This window comes from Chryseobacterium sp. KBW03, from assembly GCF_003852415.1.
In the GTDB taxonomy this organism is placed as follows: Bacteria; Bacteroidota; Bacteroidia; order Flavobacteriales; family Weeksellaceae; genus Chryseobacterium; species Chryseobacterium viscerum.
Window position 1 is genome coordinate 198,182 of record NZ_QAJO01000011.1, and the last position, 16,854, is coordinate 215,035.

A 16,854-nucleotide genomic window follows, 5' to 3' on the forward strand; every position below is an offset into this window, starting at 1 on the left:
AAAATATAACTTTTTTGTCAATAGATTTTTTTTTATGAATATTTAACGTAATTTTAGTCTGCAGCGTATCCCAAAATAGCAAAAACACTTAATAAAAGATTCATTCTCACCTTCTTCTCAGCTTCTTTGGTATAGGTTTCTTCATTTTTACTCGGAACATACAGTTCATAAAAGTTTTTATTCCTGATCACAAATAAAGTGGATCCGATAATCATGGTAAGGATATCTTCCGGCTTGGGTGTAAAGGTAAAAACTCCGGAAGCAACTCCCTTTTTAATGACTTCATCCAGTTTTTTTACGAATAATTGGTAGAAATCAAGCAGTTCATCTTTCAGATTTTCTGTATGACGGAGTTCCTGAGTCACAAACCCATGGAAATAATTGTATTTAAATAACTGGGAAACAATATATTTAATCATTTCTCTCATCTGCATCTCCGGTTTTCCTTCCTTGATGGTGTCTGCAAATTCTGAGAAATTTTCTCTGGTTTTCAGTACCCTGTACTGATAGAGATAAGACATCATTTTCTCTTTGGAACCAAAGTAATAAGAGATCATGGCAACATTGATATTGGCTTTAGAACAAATATCTCTCACGGAGGTACCCTCGTATCCTTTCTTTGCGATAAGCTCTTCTGCAATATCCAGTATGTGAATCTGTTTTTCTGTAAATTTTTTTTTCATGAAGTGCACTTTGAGTAAAGTTAAGAAATTTTTAACACATTTATAAACGATTGTTTAATAATTTTAGATTAAATCTGAAAAATGCTATTTTTGAATATGGAATTTTTTGATTTTCATCATCATAAGAAATATATCAGGAACGGAATCTACAATCTTGGGATCGAAAATATTCCGCCGGATTTTCCTTATTCTATTGGTATACATCCCAATGATATTGATATAAACAATATAGAAGTACAGTTTTCATGGATGAGAAGCATGATGTTGGAGAACTGTTTTGCCATTGGAGAATGCGGTTTGGATTCATTGGTTTCTGTGGATCAGAAAATTCAGGAAGAGGTTTTTGTAAGACAGATAAAGATAGCCAATGAGGTAAAAAAGCCTCTTATCATTCATTGTGTAAGAAAATTTTACGAGGTTATTTCTTTTAAGAAGAAGGCCGAACAGCCAATGATTATTCATGGTTTCAATAAAAAAAGACAAATTGCCGAAGACCTTCTGGCTAATAATTTTTATCTGAGTTTTGGAAAAGCTGTTTTGTATAATTTATCTTTGCAGGATATTTTAAAAAACACTCCATTAGACAAATTGTTTTTAGAAACTGACAATGAAGATTTTAACATCGAAGAATTGTACGGCAAGGTTTCAGAAATAAAAGGAATTTCTTTGGAACAACTGAATGAACAAATTTTAGAAAATTTACACTCAATAAAAAATGGATAAATACTGGCTGGAAAGAACTGAACTTTTGATAAAGGAAGATGGATTGGAAAATCTGATAAAAGCGAACGTGCTTGTTGTAGGCCTGGGCGGAGTAGGTTCTTTTGCCGCTGAATTTCTTGCAAGAGCCGGAGTAGGAAATATGACGATAGTGGATGGTGATACCGTAGATATTACCAACATCAACAGACAGCTTCCCGCTTTACATTCTACTGTTGGAAAACACAAGGTGGAAGTTGTTGCTGAAAGACTTCTTGACATCAATCCACAGCTTAATTTAACCAAAATCAATGAGTTTCTAAATCCTGAAAGAATGGATGAAGTTCTGGATTCTGCAAAATTTGATTATGTTTTGGACTGCATCGACAGCGTTACGCCAAAACTTAGTTTGATTATCGCTGCCAAAAGAAGAAGGATAAAAATCGTAAGCTCAATGGGAGCCGGTGGAAAAACTGACCCAAGCAAAGTATTGGTAAGAGACATCAGCAAAACCGAACATTGCCACCTTGCAAGACAGGTAAGAAAAAGGCTGAAAAAAGTAAAAATCGACAAAGGAGTTCGTTGTGTGTTTGCCAATGATATTCAGGATGAAGAAAGCTTGAAAATGACTGACGGAACCAATTATAAAAGATCATTTTACGGAACGATAAGTTATATGCCTGCCATTTTCGGGTTGTACACTGCTTCAGAAGTGATTAATCATTTATTAAATCAGGATTAAAATATTTCACCACCTATTTCGCAGATTTACAAAAACAACATCATGTATTAATTTGTGAAACAGGTGGGAGAAAAAATATAAAAAATTACAATTACAACTCCGTCAATGACAAATTCTCAATATCCCAGAGCGGAAAAGCTCAAAAAAAACACGGAAATCGGTTTGCTTTTTGACAAAGGCAAATGGAGAACCAATGGCAATCTGAGAATCATCATTCTGAAAGATAAGCCCACCCTTTCTGTAGAATCTGCAAGATTTGGAGTTTCTGTTTCTAAAAGATATTTTAAAAAAGCCGTACACAGAAATCGTATCAAAAGACTGCTGAGAGAATGCTACCGTCTGAATAAGGATTTATTTAAGCTCGCTTTCGGAGAGAAAACAATGGCGATGGTATTTTGGGTTTCTTCTGAGATGCCCCCGAAATTCCAGGATGTGGAGGCGCAGTTTATAAAGCTTTGTGAGGCGCAGAAAAAGTAATCTTTTGCATTAGAATAAGAGATCTGTGAGGTGTTTTATCTCGCAGATTATGCGAATCAGGCAGGTTTTTATTTTCCCACAGATTACGTGGATTTACACGGATGATTGCACGGATACTATGTTTTTTTATTCTATGATAAATCACTGATAACGAAACTCGTATCCAGTATTTGGAACTCTGAAATTAACAGCACTCCAAATATCATATACTTTTTGTAATTTTAGGGAAAACAATAAATCTGAAAATTAATATGTTAGATAATGTTCCCTATTTCTCTTATATAATCAGTGCATTTATTGGCATTGGATTGGCAGCCGCTACAGGCTTCCGGGTGTTTCTCCCCATGTTTGTTGTAAGTCTGGCTTCTTACTTCAACTGGATCCCCATGAATGAGCATTTTGAGTGGCTTGCAGGCCTACCTACGCTTATAACAACAGGAATTGCCACTGTTGCAGAGATCCTTGCTTATTATATCCCTTTTATCGATCATTTGCTGGATACGGTATCTATTCCTATGGCCACAGTTGCGGGTTCTATATTATTTGCCAGCCAGTTTACCGAACTTGGAACTTTCCCGCAATGGGCAATGGCATTAATTGCAGGTGGCGGTACAGCAGCAACCATCAGTACCGGATTTGCAGGAATACGGGCCGCTTCTACGGCTACGACTGGCGGACTGGGAAATTCTGTGGTAGGAACAACTGAGACAGCAGGAGCGGGTCTTATGTCTGTTCTTGCAATGGCAGCTCCAGTGATTGCCGCAATTTTTGCAATAATTATTTTAATTCTTGTTATTGTTTTTGGGCGGAGGGCCTGGAAAAAACTGAGAGGCAGCAAAGACAAACCTCAAAATATATAAATAAAAAAGGTACTGCTTAGAACGGTACCTTTTTATTTTAATTCTTACTTCTGAAATCCTTAATATCCTGAATTTTAGATTCAAAATATTTTTTCTTCTCAGGATTCTTTTTGATTAATATTTCAAACGCTTTTATCGCTTTTGTATAGAGTTTCTGTTCAAAATAAAGTTTGGCCAGCGTCTCTGTCATCAAATGTGATATATCATCGTTCTTTTCTTTAACAACATAGCTGCTTTCTTCTCTTAACTGACTAATCCTAGGATTGTTTTCGATAAAGGCTTCAATAGCCTTCTCTTTAACTTCTGATTTGTCTTTTTCGACTTCTTCAACTCTGTCAATCTTCAGCCAGCTTTGCCATGTATTGATAAAACCGGGGACATTGCTATCAGCTGAGGGCTGAGGGGTATTCTTCATGGTAACCTCCTGTACTTTTTCTACAGGTTCTTCTTTACTTTCCTGCTGTTTTTCTTCAACCTTAAGGGTAGAAATATCGGTTCCGAAGAAAGATACATTCATTACAGGAGCGTCTTCTTTTGAAACTTCTGCAGCTGCTTTTTCTTCTTTTGGAGATTCAATAGCTTCTGTTTCTTCTTCTACAGGCATAGCTTCTTCCGTAACTGTTTCTGTAACAGTTTCAGCCGTTTCCTTTGGTTGTGGCTCTTCGATTATTATTTCCGCCTCTGCTGCAGGAATTGTTTCTGCTGCCGGAGCTTTTATTTCAGGCACTGATATTTCTGTTGATTTGCTGATTAATGAATCCGGCATATTGGATTCCAAATTCATTGGCTTCCATGTAGACTGAACTTCGGGAACTTGTTCTTGTTCTTCTTGTTTTTCCTCAGCAATTTCAACTTTAGATTCTTCTTCTACAGGCAATTGATTTTCAACAACTTCTTCCTGTACTGGCTCTTCTTTTATTTCTTCAGGTTCTTCCTGACCTGTTGACCAAAAATGGAAATTTTGAGTTTCAGCGAAGCTTATTCCATGATCTTCAATGGTTTCCGGCTCTGATTCTTCTTCTTGAGAAACAGATTTAGTTTCCTTCATTTTTTTCTCCACCTCTTCAATCAGACGTCTCATTTCCTCCTCATGTCTATTCACATTGGATTGGGAAATTTCACCTGCTTCGACAGTCTCTCCGCTGTTTGCCTCTATTTTAACATCAGGCATAAACGAATCTGTTCCATGGAAGCTTACTTCAGCATCTAATTCTTCTATCGGCAGCTCCTGATCAGATACAGCTTCATGATTGTCTACTGTTTCTATGCGTTCAGGTTCTTCTGTGACGACTTCGTCAACATTTACTTCTGGCAATAAAGGTTCTACTTCATGGAAACTTACATTTTCTACTTCATCTATTTTCTCTTCTTCTTTTTCTGAAGAAATCTGATCTTCATGAATAATAGTTTCCGGTGTAAAATCTTCTTCTGCATTCTCCTTCGTTTCAGCCTGAATTTCTTCTTTTTGTTCCTGAACCGGCTGCTCTGGCTGCTCTGCAACAGTCTCAGCCTTTTGGGTTACCAAAGTTCCTGATTCGAGGGTAGATTCAATATCTATGATCTCAGAATTTTCTTCATCCAGGAAGTTTTCTTCTCCTTCAAATAAAATTCTGTTTCGTTCACCGTTTACATAAATAGGTTTAATGTCTTGTAAAATTGGCAGGACACATGTCTTGGCTTGCTCATCTGCCTGCTTTTCCAAAGAGACTTCTTCTTCTCTTTTAATAGGAAAAGATTTGCTTTTTGGAGCATATTGAGCAGGTTTTTCAACTGTTTTGACAGGTTTTTTATCTTCAACAATTTCAGGTTTTGACTCCTGTCTGATCTTTCCGTTGATCAGTTGATATAAAATCTTCTTATCTGTAGTATACGCCGCGGTTGTAGAAAGCTCTTTCTGATAGTTTTCTTTTTCGTACAGGTGTACTCCATACAGATGAAGCGCCCTAATATTTTGAATATAAGGAAAAGTGTGAATCTCTTCTTTCAAAAGACCAAGGTCTTCTAACTGAATATTTTTCGGATTTTTTATTAATTCTAAAACTCTGGGATTCATCTTACCAATTCGCTACAATGTCGTTAAATATCTTATTAATAATTCTATCTGTTACCAGCTTAACCTGCTGGTCTTCGATCTGACTTAGTGATACATCACTGTTGAAAGCTGCTTCATCAGAATACGTTCTGTCGAAACTTGAATCCGGATGAATTTTATTTTCATAATGTACCTTTACTGTAATCGTAAGCTTATTCTGCCCCTGCTGAATCACTCCACCAGATGGGTTTGTCACGGTACTGGAGCTTACTGTAGTGGGAGTAATTGAATAATCTGAGATTTCTCCTTCTATCAGGATATCAGGATTTTCTTTTGTTCCTTTCAAAGTGGTTCTCTGAAGGAATCTATTTTGTATTGCTGTAGAAAACTGTTGTGATAATGCCGGGTTTACAAGAGATGCATTATTCGGAAATTCGTTGATCTGAACAGTCTTCTCATCTGTAAGGGATGATCCCGTAAAGCTGTAGCATGAATTCAAGACTCCCAGCAGTGCAAAAAGCATTACCGTTAGTAGTGATTGTTTCAGGCTAATATTTTTAATTTTAAAATTCATTTTTAGATCCAATTTCAGTAATTTCATCATACTCAATTTGTTGCATAGCATCTTCATAAGCAAAATAATTTGCGGTGTATAAAAATGGCATTGTAAGAAAAATTCCTATCCCGCAAGCAACAATACCAATCTGAGCCAAAATACCCGCCACTATTGAGAAAAGAAAGATTGACAATAGATTTCCTTTGGTCATTACTTTTGAAATATTCCAGGCTTCTTTTATTTCTGTGATCCCTTTAAGGCTAATTAATGGAATGATATAAAACCCTTTCAGTAGAAAGTAATAAATAGCAACGAACATCAGAAAAACATAAGGGAACATTAAAAACATTATCATTGGGTTAGGTTGATGATCTTCCGATAATGCACCCGATAATAACATAATAACAATTAAAGGAATGTAAAGTAATAAAAAACCTCCCATAACAATTAACTGCAACATAAAATAAGGCATGAAATCTTTAAAATCAAAAATATCTCCGGGACTTGCTGCCTGATTTCTATTAAGCTTTTGAAGGTACTTGTATAAATTCCCCATAGCTAACAGTCCACAGAAAGGAATGATCGACATGATAAAGCATACTAAAAATGCTATAAAAATGTTCCCGAAATCTTTCTTTAAAAGTTCGAAACCTTTATTAATATATTCTCCGAGTTTAAAATTGATCGGCTTAGGTGCTAAAATTACTTTCATTATTTATGTTGTGCTAGTCTTCCAGATTATATTGTTTTATTTTCCTGTATAAAGTTCTTTGTGAGATTCCCAATTCATCTGCCGCTCTGTTTCTGCGTCCTCTATGCTTCTCCAATGCTTTGATTATCAAATCTTTTTCATTATTCTGAAGAGAAAGTGATTCTGGTCTGTTTTCTTCCACTTCGATATCTTCAAAATCTTCATAGCTGTCTTCAGGACTTGAAATGATTGTCGGTGTCTGAACTGCCGGCGTATCGTTATTATTTTCAAAATATAATAAAGACCCTGCGTTATTCACCTGTGGCTGGCTTTCAGGGGTATAAATCCTATTAATCAGGCTTTTTTCATGATTGCTCAGATCTGCTGTACCTCTGTTCTTGATCAATTCCGAAGTTAAGGATTTTAAATCATTAATATCATTCCTCATATCAAATAGAATTTTATACATGATTTCCCTTTCACTTCCGAAGTCGTTCTGTTTGGGAGCATTTTGGGTATTCACTACCATCGGAAGGTGTGTTTCCATAGGAATATACTCCGCAAGTTTCTCAGCAGTGATGCTTCTGTTTCTTTCCACAACGGTCATCTGCTCCACTAAATTTCTTAATTGACGGATGTTCCCCGGGAAAGCGTAGCTTTCTATATAATGAACTGCACTGGGCTCCAGCTCCAGTTCCGGCATTCTGTACTTTTCGGCAAAGTCTATCGCAAACTTTCTGAATAACAAATGAATATCCCCCTTTCTTTCTCTCAAAGGTGGCATATCAATCTGAACAGTATTCAAACGGTAATATAAATCCTCACGGAATCTTCCGTCATGAATAGCCTTCATCATATTAACGTTGGTAGCCGCTACAATTCTTACATTGGTTTTCTGCACCTGTGAAGACCCTACTTTCATAAATTCTCCACTTTCCAAAACTCTTAAAAGACGAACCTGAGTCTGTAATGGAAGCTCTCCTACCTCATCCAAAAAGATGGTTCCACCGTCTGCTACTTCAAAGTATCCTTTTCTTGTAGTGGTAGCTCCCGTAAAAGCGCCTTTTTCGTGTCCAAATAGCTCAGAATCTATGGTTCCTTCCGGAATAGCCCCGCAGTTTACTACAATATAAGGCTGGTGTTTTCTTTTGGATTCTGAATGGATGATTTTCGGAATAAATTCTTTTCCCACCCCACTTTCTCCAATTACCAGCACAGAGATATCTGTGGGTGCGACCTGGATAGATTTTTCCAGGGCTCGGTTGAGTGCGGGAAAGTTCCCGATAATTCCGAAACGGTTTTTTATGTTTTGTAGCTCGTTGCTCATAAGTAAATTTTTGATTATTGATTTAATGTTAATCTTCTACAGTTCTTCAATCTGTTTTCTGTAGACTTTGTTAAAATGATGGGTATAGACATCTTTCATGGTCTTTCCTTCATCATACGTTTGTAAGGCTAACTTCTTTAAATCCAAATAATCTTTGTTTCTGATCTTAGAAACTTTACTCTTAAAGTATATATTATCAGCAAAGTCGTATTCTTTGCTTTGTTTTTCAAAATTTTCAAGGGCTTTATCATATCTTCCCAGTTCGAAATAGGTAACTCCCAACTGGTAATGATCATACATCCCCTTCACATAACCTCTGGTGGTCAGAAGCTGCTCAATAATCCAAGCGGCTTTGTCTTTCTCCCCTAACGCACTGTAGGACATCGCTCTTACCACGTCCAGATTATAATCTCCGTTTTGGGATCTTCCTAAGTCTTCGGGATAATATTTTTTTAAATCATTTAAATCCTGTATAGCGCCACTGTAATCTCTTACAAACTGAAACCTGCACCATCCTCTGTAGCCAAGATACATTTGCGGATTTAAAGCAACCGCTTTATCAATTAAAAATTTCCAGGTTACAAAATCTCCGTTCTTTAGATAGGGAACGGCTTTCTCCATATAAGCATGAGAGAAATCGGGACACAATTCAATGGCTTTGTCAAAGCCTTCCTGAGATGCTGCGAAACCCTGTAAATCTGAAGCCCAGTTGTATAACTCACACGCTTTTTTGCAGTTCTCACCCTCTACTGCATTACAGTTGACCTGTGCAATAGTATTGGTGTAAACTATAAGTAACAAAAAGCTAAGGTAATACCTCTGAAACTTTTCCATTTTCAATTTTATAGGTTAAATACTGATAATAATCTACTTTTAAACCTTTTATCTCTTTTGGCATCCAGCCATCGAGTGATTTTGTAAACTGCAGCAGCTTATTTTCCAATTCTTCATCTAAGGCAATATCCTTCAGATCTGAGCTCATATGCTGTACCCTGAACAACCCTGCCTTTCCTTCACAATTTACTAAAAATCTTACGGTAATATAACCGTTGATTTTCTTTTCAGAATATATATTTTCTTTTTTAAGTTTTTCAGCGATCGCTATTTTCTCTCCTTTGTAGCTGAACCCCTCTTTACCTTGGTAATATTGTAAGCTAAAAGAGGCTAATTTTCCGGCTCCACATTTTTTAAAATCAGGATCATCCAGTTTTGTATCAAACTCAATATCTCCTACGGTACCGGGATATTTTTTTGCATTTTTTTCTGTCTGGCAAGATACCAAAGCAAAAGAAAATAGAGCAAAAAGATAAATCGCTTTAATCAAAACTTAATTTTTATTCCACTGTTCTCCCTAAAAGTGTGCCCTGTGTGTTGTCATAAGCAAAAACGTTCACAATGTCACCTATTTTCTGTCCTTCAAGCATATCAAAGACACATACGGCATTCTGAGAGTTTCTTCCTTTCCACTGGTTTTTATTTTTCTTAGAAATTCCTTCAATCAGAATCTCGTGTACTCTTCCGACATAAGATTTCATTCTTTGTCTTGAAAGCTCTCCCTGAAGGGCAATAACCTCAGCAAGACGTCTCTGTTTCACATCAGCAGGAATATTGTCTTCCATTTTTTTATGAGCCGGAGTTCCTGGTCTTTCTGAGTAAGCAAACATATAACCGTAGTCATATTCTACTTCTTTCATCAGACTTAAGGTATCCTGGTGATCTTGTTCCGTTTCATTACAGAATCCTACGATCATATCCTGAGAAAAGGATACTTCCGGAACAATTTCCTTCGCTTTTTTAACCAGATCCAGATATTCTTCACGGGTATGCTGTCTGTTCATCGCTTCAAGCATATTATTGCTTCCGCTTTGTACAGGAAGATGTACATATTTACAGATGTTATCATGTTTTGCCATCATCTTGAACACATCAAGATTCATATCCTGAGGATTGGAAGTTGAGAATCTGATTCTTAGTTCAGGAACAGCTTTAGCTACTAAATCAAGCAATTGAGCGAAACTAACCGCTGTTGCTTTCTGCATTTCAGAAGCTTTGGCAAAATCTTTTTTAGGACCGCCTCCATACCATAAATAAGAGTCTACGTTCTGTCCTAAAAGGGTAATTTCTTTATATCCGTTATTGGCAAGGTCTTTACATTCGTCTATAATAGAGTGTGGATCACGGCTTCTTTCTCTTCCTCTGGTAAAAGGAACGACACAGAATGTACACATGTTATCACAACCTCTTGTAATGGTAACAAAAGCTGTAACTCCATTTCCTCCTAAACGTACCGGATTGATATCTGCATAGGTTTCTTCTTTAGAAAGAATTACATTAATAGCATCCCTTCCATCATCCGTTTCTTTTAAAAGATTGGGTAAATCTCTATAGGCATCAGGACCCACAACAAGGTCAACCAATTGTTCTTCTTCTAAGAATTTGGTTTTCAACCTTTCCGCCATACATCCCAGAACGCCAACCGTCATATTCGGTCTTTCTTTTTTAAGATTTTTGAACTGGGCAAGACGCATTCTTACAGTCTGCTCTGCTTTTTCGCGAATGGAGCAAGTATTTAAAAGAATCAGGTCCGCTTCTTCTACCTTCATTGTTGTATTGTATCCTTGCTCATTAAGGATGGATGCAACAATCTCAGAGTCAGAAAAATTCATCTGACAACCATAGCTTTCCAAAAACAGTTTTTTAGAGTTCTCCGGCCTTTCTGCAATAGCAAAAGCCTCGCCCTGTTTTGTTTCATCTATATATTTTTCCTGCACGATAATCGATTTAAGGTCCGCAATTTTAAATTACGAACAAATAAGTTTGCAAAGATACAAAATATTGTGACAGATTGTCAGCGCTATTATTTTAACAAAATCTAAAGTTGTACAAATAATTTGAATCCACAATTAATCATGGTCATAAGCGTTGTTGTTAAAACGAATTTTCATGATCAGCTTTGAATCAACCGGTATTCCATTTTTTGTAGCCGGCTGCCACTTTCCTTTTACTTTTTTAAGAGCAAATTTCATATCATCAATAAACGTTTCATCATTTTTGAATCTGGGAAGTATATCGACTTTATCAATTTTCCCTTTTGAATTAATATTAAATAAGAAAGTTACTTCTCCCTGAATTGCATATAAAGCAACATCTATATAGGCATGCACCATATTCAGAAATTCCTTTCTAAAGGCATCATCACCTCCCGGGAATTCTGCTTTTCTGAAATCGTCTCCAGTCTGTACTTGAATTTGAGCTTTTGTTTCTTGTGAAAACCCTTTAAAACTTAAAAGTAAAAAGGGTAAAACCATAAGGTATTTTTTCATTTATTGGGTATTAGTCTATATCTGCTGAAATTGAAGAGAAGTTCATCTTAACTTTAATCTGTGAAGCTACAGGCTGTCCATTACACGATGCAGGAGTCCAGTTTTTCTTTATTCTTCTTACAACATACTGCATGTCGTCAAAAAAAACTTCGCTGTTAAGAACTTTAGGCATCCCTTTCACATCAACGACTTTTCCTTTAGCATCAAGCACTAAGGTAAATATAAAGTCACCTGTAAGAGCGTAGAAATCTGAATTCAGATAAGCATACATATATTTGTTCAGGATATCTTTATAAGCCGCAACTCCTCCTTCATAAGCTGCCGGTTTAAAATCATTACATTTCACCGCAACCTGCATAAAAGGTTCTTTAATATCTATTTTCAAAAGATTCTTGTTGCTGTCTCTGATAAAAGAGTCATCACGTTCTTCCTGATCCTGTGCAAATGAGAAATTCGCTGCACATAAAGCTAAAAATAAAAATAGAGTTCTCATAACTTTGTTTGCTAATAATAAACAAAGGTAAATATTTAGCTCATTTATATAAAAGAAAAACTTCACACAAAGTATGAAGTTTTACAATATCTCTATCTGAGTTCCAGATAGGCTTTTACATTAGCTTGCTTTTTTATTATAACAAACCTTTGATATGTTTATAATTGCTTTTCACTGTTTCAAAAACCTCATCCATCTTCCCTCCAAGCATGAGCTGCGCCATAGACTTGGTCATTCCCATAACCTGATCAAATTCAATTTTGGGAGGAAGAGCAAGCGCATTGGGATTGGTAAAGATATTCAGAAGATAAGGACCATTGTGATCTAAACATTCTTTGATGGCCCCTTCAACATCTTCAGGAAGATGTACATTTTTCCCAGGATAGCCCATCGCATGTGCTACCATTGCAAAGTCTGGATTGATCATATCTGTTTCATTATCCGGCATACCGCCTACTTCCATTTCCAGCTTTACCATTCCGAGTGTTCTGTTATTGAAAACAATCAGTTTTATCGGTAGTTTATATTGAAAAATAGTCGCCATATCTCCTAATAACATAGACAACCCACCGTCACCACACATCGCAATAACCTGTTTTTCCGGATGTGCCAGAGCAGCTCCAATTGCCATAGGCATGGCATTAGCCATCGATCCATGATTAAAAGATCCCAGCATTTTTCTTTCTCCGGTTCCTGTAATGAAACGGGCTCCCCATACACAACACATTCCGGTATCTACGGTAAAGATCGCATCTTTTTTAGCAAGCCTGTCTAAAGTATGTGCTACATATTCCGGCTGTATCGCATTCTCTTTTCCAAAGTCTTTCACATAATCTAACTGGTTTTCTTTCACTTTGTCGTAAAATGCCAGCTGTTGATTGAGAAAATGATCATCAGTTTTTTCTTCAAGCAGAGGAAGTAATGCTTTAATCGTTTCTTTGATATCTCCTGTAAGTCCTAATTCCAATTTTGCTCTTCTTCCCAATCTTTCAGGGCTCTCGTCTATCTGTACAATTTTATTTTTTACCGGCATGAATTTCTGATAGGGGAAATCCGTTCCCAAAAGAATCACCAGGTCTGCTTCATGCATCGCATGATAAGCGGAAGGAAACCCCAGCAATCCTGTAAGCCCCACTTCATTTGGATTATTGGGCTGAATAGCCATTTTCCCCCGGAATGAATACCCGACAGGTGCTTTCAAAAACTTAGACAATGCGATAACCTCTTCACTTGCTTCAGCAGCCCCTATTCCACAGTACAAGGTTACTTTTTTGCTTTGATTGACCAATGCTGACAAGCTTTTCAACTCATCATCCGAGGGTCTTATAACAGGATTGGTTTTAAATATCTGCGGGGAAGTAGGTCCTTCTTCCGCATCCAGTTCAGAAACGTCTCCCGGAAGACCTATAACAGCAACCCCTTTTTTGGAAATTGCATGCTGAATGGCTGTTTGAATGGTTCTCTGTACCTGTTCCGGTCGTGTAATCATCTGATTATAGTAACTGCAATCGTCAAACAACTTTATGGTATTGGTTTCCTGAAAGTAATCCATGCCCATTTCGTCACTGGGAATCGTGGAAGCAATCACCAACATCGGGACATGAGAACGATGTGCCTCATAAACGCCATTAATTAAATGAACATGCCCAGGCCCACAACTTCCGGCACATACTGCCAGACCATCAAGCTCAGCCTCCGCAGCCGCTGCATAAGCCCCTACTTCTTCGTGCCGTACATGAATCCATTGAATGCTGCTTTTCTTGACAGCAATATTCAAATGATTGAGGCTGTCTCCGGTTACTGCATAAATTCTTTTCACATTGGCTTTTTCAAGCATTTCAACAATTTGCTCTGCAATATTTTTGGCCATAATTAATCTGTTTTGGTGGTTGTTTTTTATGAAAAATAGTGATTGATATGGATGAAAAATCCCTATCTCTATCAAATTTAACTAATTAAATTGGAACTTACGCCCGGTTTCAATGTTAAAAATTTGTAATTTTTATCATAAAACCTTATTATTTTTCAGGGAAAAAACCCATTATTTTGGTGTATTTTTTCTTCTTTTTCTTCAAACCTTATAGGTTTTAAAAACCTATAAGGTTTAGCCCATCAGCAAAGTCTAACCGAATTGATTTAAAAACAAAACAGCCACCCAAAAAGGTGGCTGTTTATCTAGTATATCTTAAGTTTACATTACTATTTCGATCTGATTTCTCAATAGATCTTCAAACTCATCTCTCTTACGGATCAAGTGAGCTTTTCCATCTAAGAACAATACTTCTGCAGGTTTTAATCTTGAGTTGAAGTTTGAGCTCATTTCAAAACCATAGGCTCCTGCATTATGGAAAGCAAGGATATCTCCTTCTCTTACTTCGTTCAGTTTTCTGTCCCATGCGAATGTATCAGTTTCACAGATATTTCCTACTACTGTATAAATTCTTTCTGCTCCTTTTGGATTGGATAAGTTTTCAATCATGTGATAAGAATCGTAGAACATGGGACGGATCAGATGGTTGAAACCTGAGTTTACTCCTACGAAAACGGTAGCTGTAGTTTGCTTGATTACATTAGCTTTCACTAATAAATATCCGCTTTTTCCCACTAAGAATTTCCCCGGCTCAAACCATAATTCGAATTTTTTACCGGTAGATTTTGAAAACTCAGAAATTACTTTTTCAACTTTTTTACCTAATGTTCTCACATCGGTCTCTTCTTCACTATCCTGATAAGGAATTTTGAAACCACTTCCCATATCCAGGTATTTCAGATTCGGGAAAAGCTCAGAAAGTTCCAGCATAATTTCCAAAGCCTGCAAAAATACATCCGGATCTTTGATTTCGCTTCCTGTATGCATGTGAAGACCTTCAACATTCAGATTGGTACTTTTCATCACTCTTTCGATGTGACGAACCTGGTGAATAGAAATACCGAATTTACTGTCGATATGCCCCGTTGAAATTTTATAGTTACCTCCGGCGAAAATATGTGGATTGATTCTTACTAAAATAGGATATGTATTTCCGTATTTATTCCCGAATTGCTCAAGAATAGAAATGTTATCAATGTTAATATGAACTCCAAAAGTCATTGCCTCTTCTATTTCAGCCAAGTCAACACAATTGGGAGTAAACAATATTTTTTCTTTCGAAAATCCTGCTTTTAGTCCAAGTTTGACTTCATTAATAGATACACAATCCAAAGATGCACCCAGATTCTTGACATACTTAAGGATATTGATATTTGTCAATGCCTTCGCTGCGTAGAAGAACTTTGTATGTTTTAAAAAAGAAGATGTAAGTTTCTCGTATTGAACTTTGATGGACTCGGCATCATAAACATACACTGGTGTGCCAAACTCATTGGCAATCTTTAATAATTCTTTTGAATTCATAATTTCATTTTAACATAAAAAAAGGCAGATTCTTCCAAAAAGAGTCTGCCACATTGATTATTTTTTATGCAAGACAACTCTTTTAAATATTCCAAACCTTAGAGAACTTTACAGTTCCCTTTTTTCCAGTTTTAATTTGTTTAAAATTTTGCATTGCTTCTATTTATTTTTTACAAAAGTACTACTTATTTTTTATTTTAAGAAAATTGATTTGAAAAGCATCTTCTTAATAACGTGTAAATTCCTCTATTATTTCGGTAACGGCAGGGTCTCAAAATCACCGCGAAGCAGTGCCAGCTGCAATTCATTATTCAAGTCCGTGGAAGATAATGGAAGATCGATTTTTAACTTAGCCAGCTTGCTTAAGGTCTGAATCTGTGTAAACAATTCATAAAACCCAAAAGAAATCACTTTTCCATTTTCAATGATTAAAAATAATTTTTCGCCCAATTTTCGTCCCAGCCCCAGCCATAATTCATTTCTTTTTCTGAATTCAATTTGCTGTTTCAGCACAGAAAAATCATTAAATTCTTCCTGAGAACCAATAAACTGAACCGCTTTTGTCCCTTGGGTAAATGATCTGAATTTTAAAACCGGTTTTTCTGTTTTATTGAGGTTATTTTTTTCAACAACATATTTATTGTTCCTGAAATAAAGTCCAAAAGGCAAAACTTCTTTCTTTTTAATATTCTTAGAGTTCAGAATCAGCTTGGCAATAATATCTGTTCCGGTAAGTTCATAGTTAATCTGCTCAACCTCTTTCTGAATCTTTTCCCATTTTTTTGATTTGGAATTGAAAACTTTTTTGGAAAACTTGTTGATATCCTGAACATAATCTGAGAACATGATACGCCCCACCTCATCCTGAAAATAAACAAAGCCCTTATCGTTAGGAAGGTCCTGAGTAAGTTCTTTGATCTTGTTGATATAGGTTTTTGCATTAGACTCTTCATGCTGTTCCTGAATAATCTCGTTTTCAATATCTTTCGAAATCAGAAGTTTGAAAAGGTCTAACGTTGCTCTTGCATCACCGTCTGCCCTGTGATGATTGGTCAAAGGAATCCCAAGTGATTTTACCAGTTTTCCTAATGAATAACTTACCTCATCAGGAATCAGTTTCTTTGCTAAAGGAATGGTATCTAACGTATTGATTTTAAAATCATAGCCTAATCTTTTGAATGACTGGCGAAGCATTCTGTAATCAAAATCGATATTATGACCTACCAAAGTGGTATTTTGAGTTATTTCAATAACTCTTTTGGCTATTTCATGAAATTTCGGGGCAGTTTTGACCATTTTAGGGGTAATATTGGTCAGTTTCTGTACAAAAGGAGTAATATTTCCTTCAGGATTTACCAAAGATATAAACTGGTCAGTAATTTTCTGACCATCATACCGGTAGATGGCAATATCTATAATGCATTCGTCTCTATAACCTGCACCATTACTTTCTATATCTATAATCGAATACATTGAATGTGTGTTAACTGCTGTTTTTAGTTTATTTGTAAAACCGTGTATTATTCCCCAATAAGATCCGGTTCTATTTTTACTGTTATGTAAAGATAACCTGCTAA

The 16,854-nt window shown here is 36.3% G+C and carries 17 protein-coding genes; 4 read left to right on the forward strand and 13 right to left on the reverse strand.

Annotated elements, in window-relative coordinates:
* Nucleotides 1-53: 53 nt before the first annotated feature.
* Complete coding sequence (locus tag DBR39_RS19660) at nt 54-683, reverse strand: TetR/AcrR family transcriptional regulator (protein ID WP_047097234.1); 630 nt, start codon at nt 681-683, stop codon at nt 54-56.
* 96 nt (nt 684-779) lie between these two features.
* Between DBR39_RS19660 and DBR39_RS19665 the strand changes: the two genes are divergently transcribed.
* The 4 genes from DBR39_RS19665 (at nt 780) to DBR39_RS19680 (ending at nt 3,461) form a co-directional block, all read left to right on the forward strand.
* The gene (locus tag DBR39_RS19665; RefSeq protein WP_124535925.1) at nt 780-1,406 is read left to right on the forward strand and encodes a TatD family hydrolase; all 627 of its coding nucleotides are present in this window, start codon (nt 780-782) and stop codon (nt 1,404-1,406) included.
* A complete protein-coding gene (locus DBR39_RS19670; RefSeq protein ID WP_103231450.1) occupies nt 1,399-2,124 on the forward strand; it encodes a ThiF family adenylyltransferase in 726 nt (241 codons plus the stop codon). The genes DBR39_RS19665 and DBR39_RS19670 overlap by 8 nt, the downstream gene beginning before the upstream one ends.
* Nucleotides 2,125-2,229: 105 nt before the next feature.
* Entirely contained in the window at nt 2,230-2,601 is a 372-nt protein-coding gene (gene rnpA / locus DBR39_RS19675; RefSeq protein WP_103231451.1) for a ribonuclease P protein component, read from the forward strand.
* Between the two features lie 251 nt (nt 2,602-2,852).
* Nucleotides 2,853-3,461, forward strand: coding sequence for a DUF4126 domain-containing protein (locus tag DBR39_RS19680; protein ID WP_124535927.1), 609 nt, complete (start codon nt 2,853-2,855; stop codon nt 3,459-3,461).
* Nucleotides 3,462-3,498: 37 nt separating this feature from the next.
* Here DBR39_RS19680 and DBR39_RS19685 read toward each other — a convergent pair whose 3' ends face one another.
* The 12 genes from DBR39_RS19685 to DBR39_RS19740 form a co-directional block, all read right to left on the reverse strand.
* On the reverse strand, nt 3,499-5,514 hold the full coding sequence (locus DBR39_RS19685; RefSeq protein ID WP_124535929.1) for a tetratricopeptide repeat protein: 2,016 nt from the start codon (nt 5,512-5,514) through the stop codon (nt 3,499-3,501).
* Nucleotide 5,515: 1 nt separating this feature from the next.
* Entirely contained in the window at nt 5,516-6,067 is a 552-nt protein-coding gene (locus DBR39_RS19690) for an LptE family protein (RefSeq protein ID WP_124535931.1), read from the reverse strand.
* Nucleotides 6,057-6,761, reverse strand: a complete 705-nt coding sequence (locus DBR39_RS19695; protein WP_124535933.1) for a hypothetical protein — start codon at nt 6,759-6,761, stop codon at nt 6,057-6,059. Before DBR39_RS19695 ends, DBR39_RS19690 begins: the two co-directional genes overlap by 11 nt.
* Nucleotides 6,762-6,774: 13 nt before the next feature.
* Complete coding sequence (locus DBR39_RS19700) at nt 6,775-8,067, reverse strand: sigma-54 interaction domain-containing protein (RefSeq protein ID WP_124535935.1); 1,293 nt, start codon at nt 8,065-8,067, stop codon at nt 6,775-6,777.
* A gap of 36 nt (nt 8,068-8,103) precedes the next feature.
* On the reverse strand, nt 8,104-8,901 hold the full coding sequence (locus tag DBR39_RS19705; RefSeq protein ID WP_124535937.1) for a tetratricopeptide repeat protein: 798 nt from the start codon (nt 8,899-8,901) through the stop codon (nt 8,104-8,106).
* Nucleotides 8,873-9,391 (reverse strand): hypothetical protein, encoded by a 519-nt coding sequence (locus DBR39_RS19710; protein WP_124535939.1) that lies wholly within the window; start codon nt 9,389-9,391, stop codon nt 8,873-8,875. Before DBR39_RS19710 ends, DBR39_RS19705 begins: the two co-directional genes overlap by 29 nt.
* Before the next feature lie 10 nt (nt 9,392-9,401).
* Nucleotides 9,402-10,838: a tRNA (N6-isopentenyl adenosine(37)-C2)-methylthiotransferase MiaB gene (gene miaB / locus DBR39_RS19715; RefSeq protein WP_124535941.1), complete on the reverse strand. Its 1,437-nt coding sequence runs from the start codon at nt 10,836-10,838 to the stop codon at nt 9,402-9,404.
* Between the two features lie 132 nt (nt 10,839-10,970).
* Nucleotides 10,971-11,390: an energy transducer TonB gene (locus DBR39_RS19720; RefSeq protein ID WP_124535943.1), complete on the reverse strand. Its 420-nt coding sequence runs from the start codon at nt 11,388-11,390 to the stop codon at nt 10,971-10,973.
* 10 nt (nt 11,391-11,400) lie between these two features.
* A complete protein-coding gene (locus tag DBR39_RS19725) occupies nt 11,401-11,883 on the reverse strand; it encodes a hypothetical protein (RefSeq protein ID WP_124535945.1) in 483 nt (160 codons plus the stop codon).
* 136 nt (nt 11,884-12,019) lie between these two features.
* Nucleotides 12,020-13,753 (reverse strand): thiamine pyrophosphate-dependent enzyme, encoded by a 1,734-nt coding sequence (locus DBR39_RS19730; protein ID WP_124535947.1) that lies wholly within the window; start codon nt 13,751-13,753, stop codon nt 12,020-12,022.
* A gap of 321 nt (nt 13,754-14,074) precedes the next feature.
* On the reverse strand, nt 14,075-15,277 hold the full coding sequence (lysA, locus tag DBR39_RS19735; RefSeq protein ID WP_185147230.1) for a diaminopimelate decarboxylase: 1,203 nt from the start codon (nt 15,275-15,277) through the stop codon (nt 14,075-14,077).
* 249 nt (nt 15,278-15,526) lie between these two features.
* Nucleotides 15,527-16,750 carry a PolC-type DNA polymerase III gene (locus DBR39_RS19740; protein WP_124535951.1) on the reverse strand — a complete coding sequence of 408 codons (1,224 nt, stop codon included), beginning with the start codon at nt 16,748-16,750 and terminating at the stop codon, nt 15,527-15,529.
* Nucleotides 16,751-16,854 lie beyond the last annotated feature (104 nt).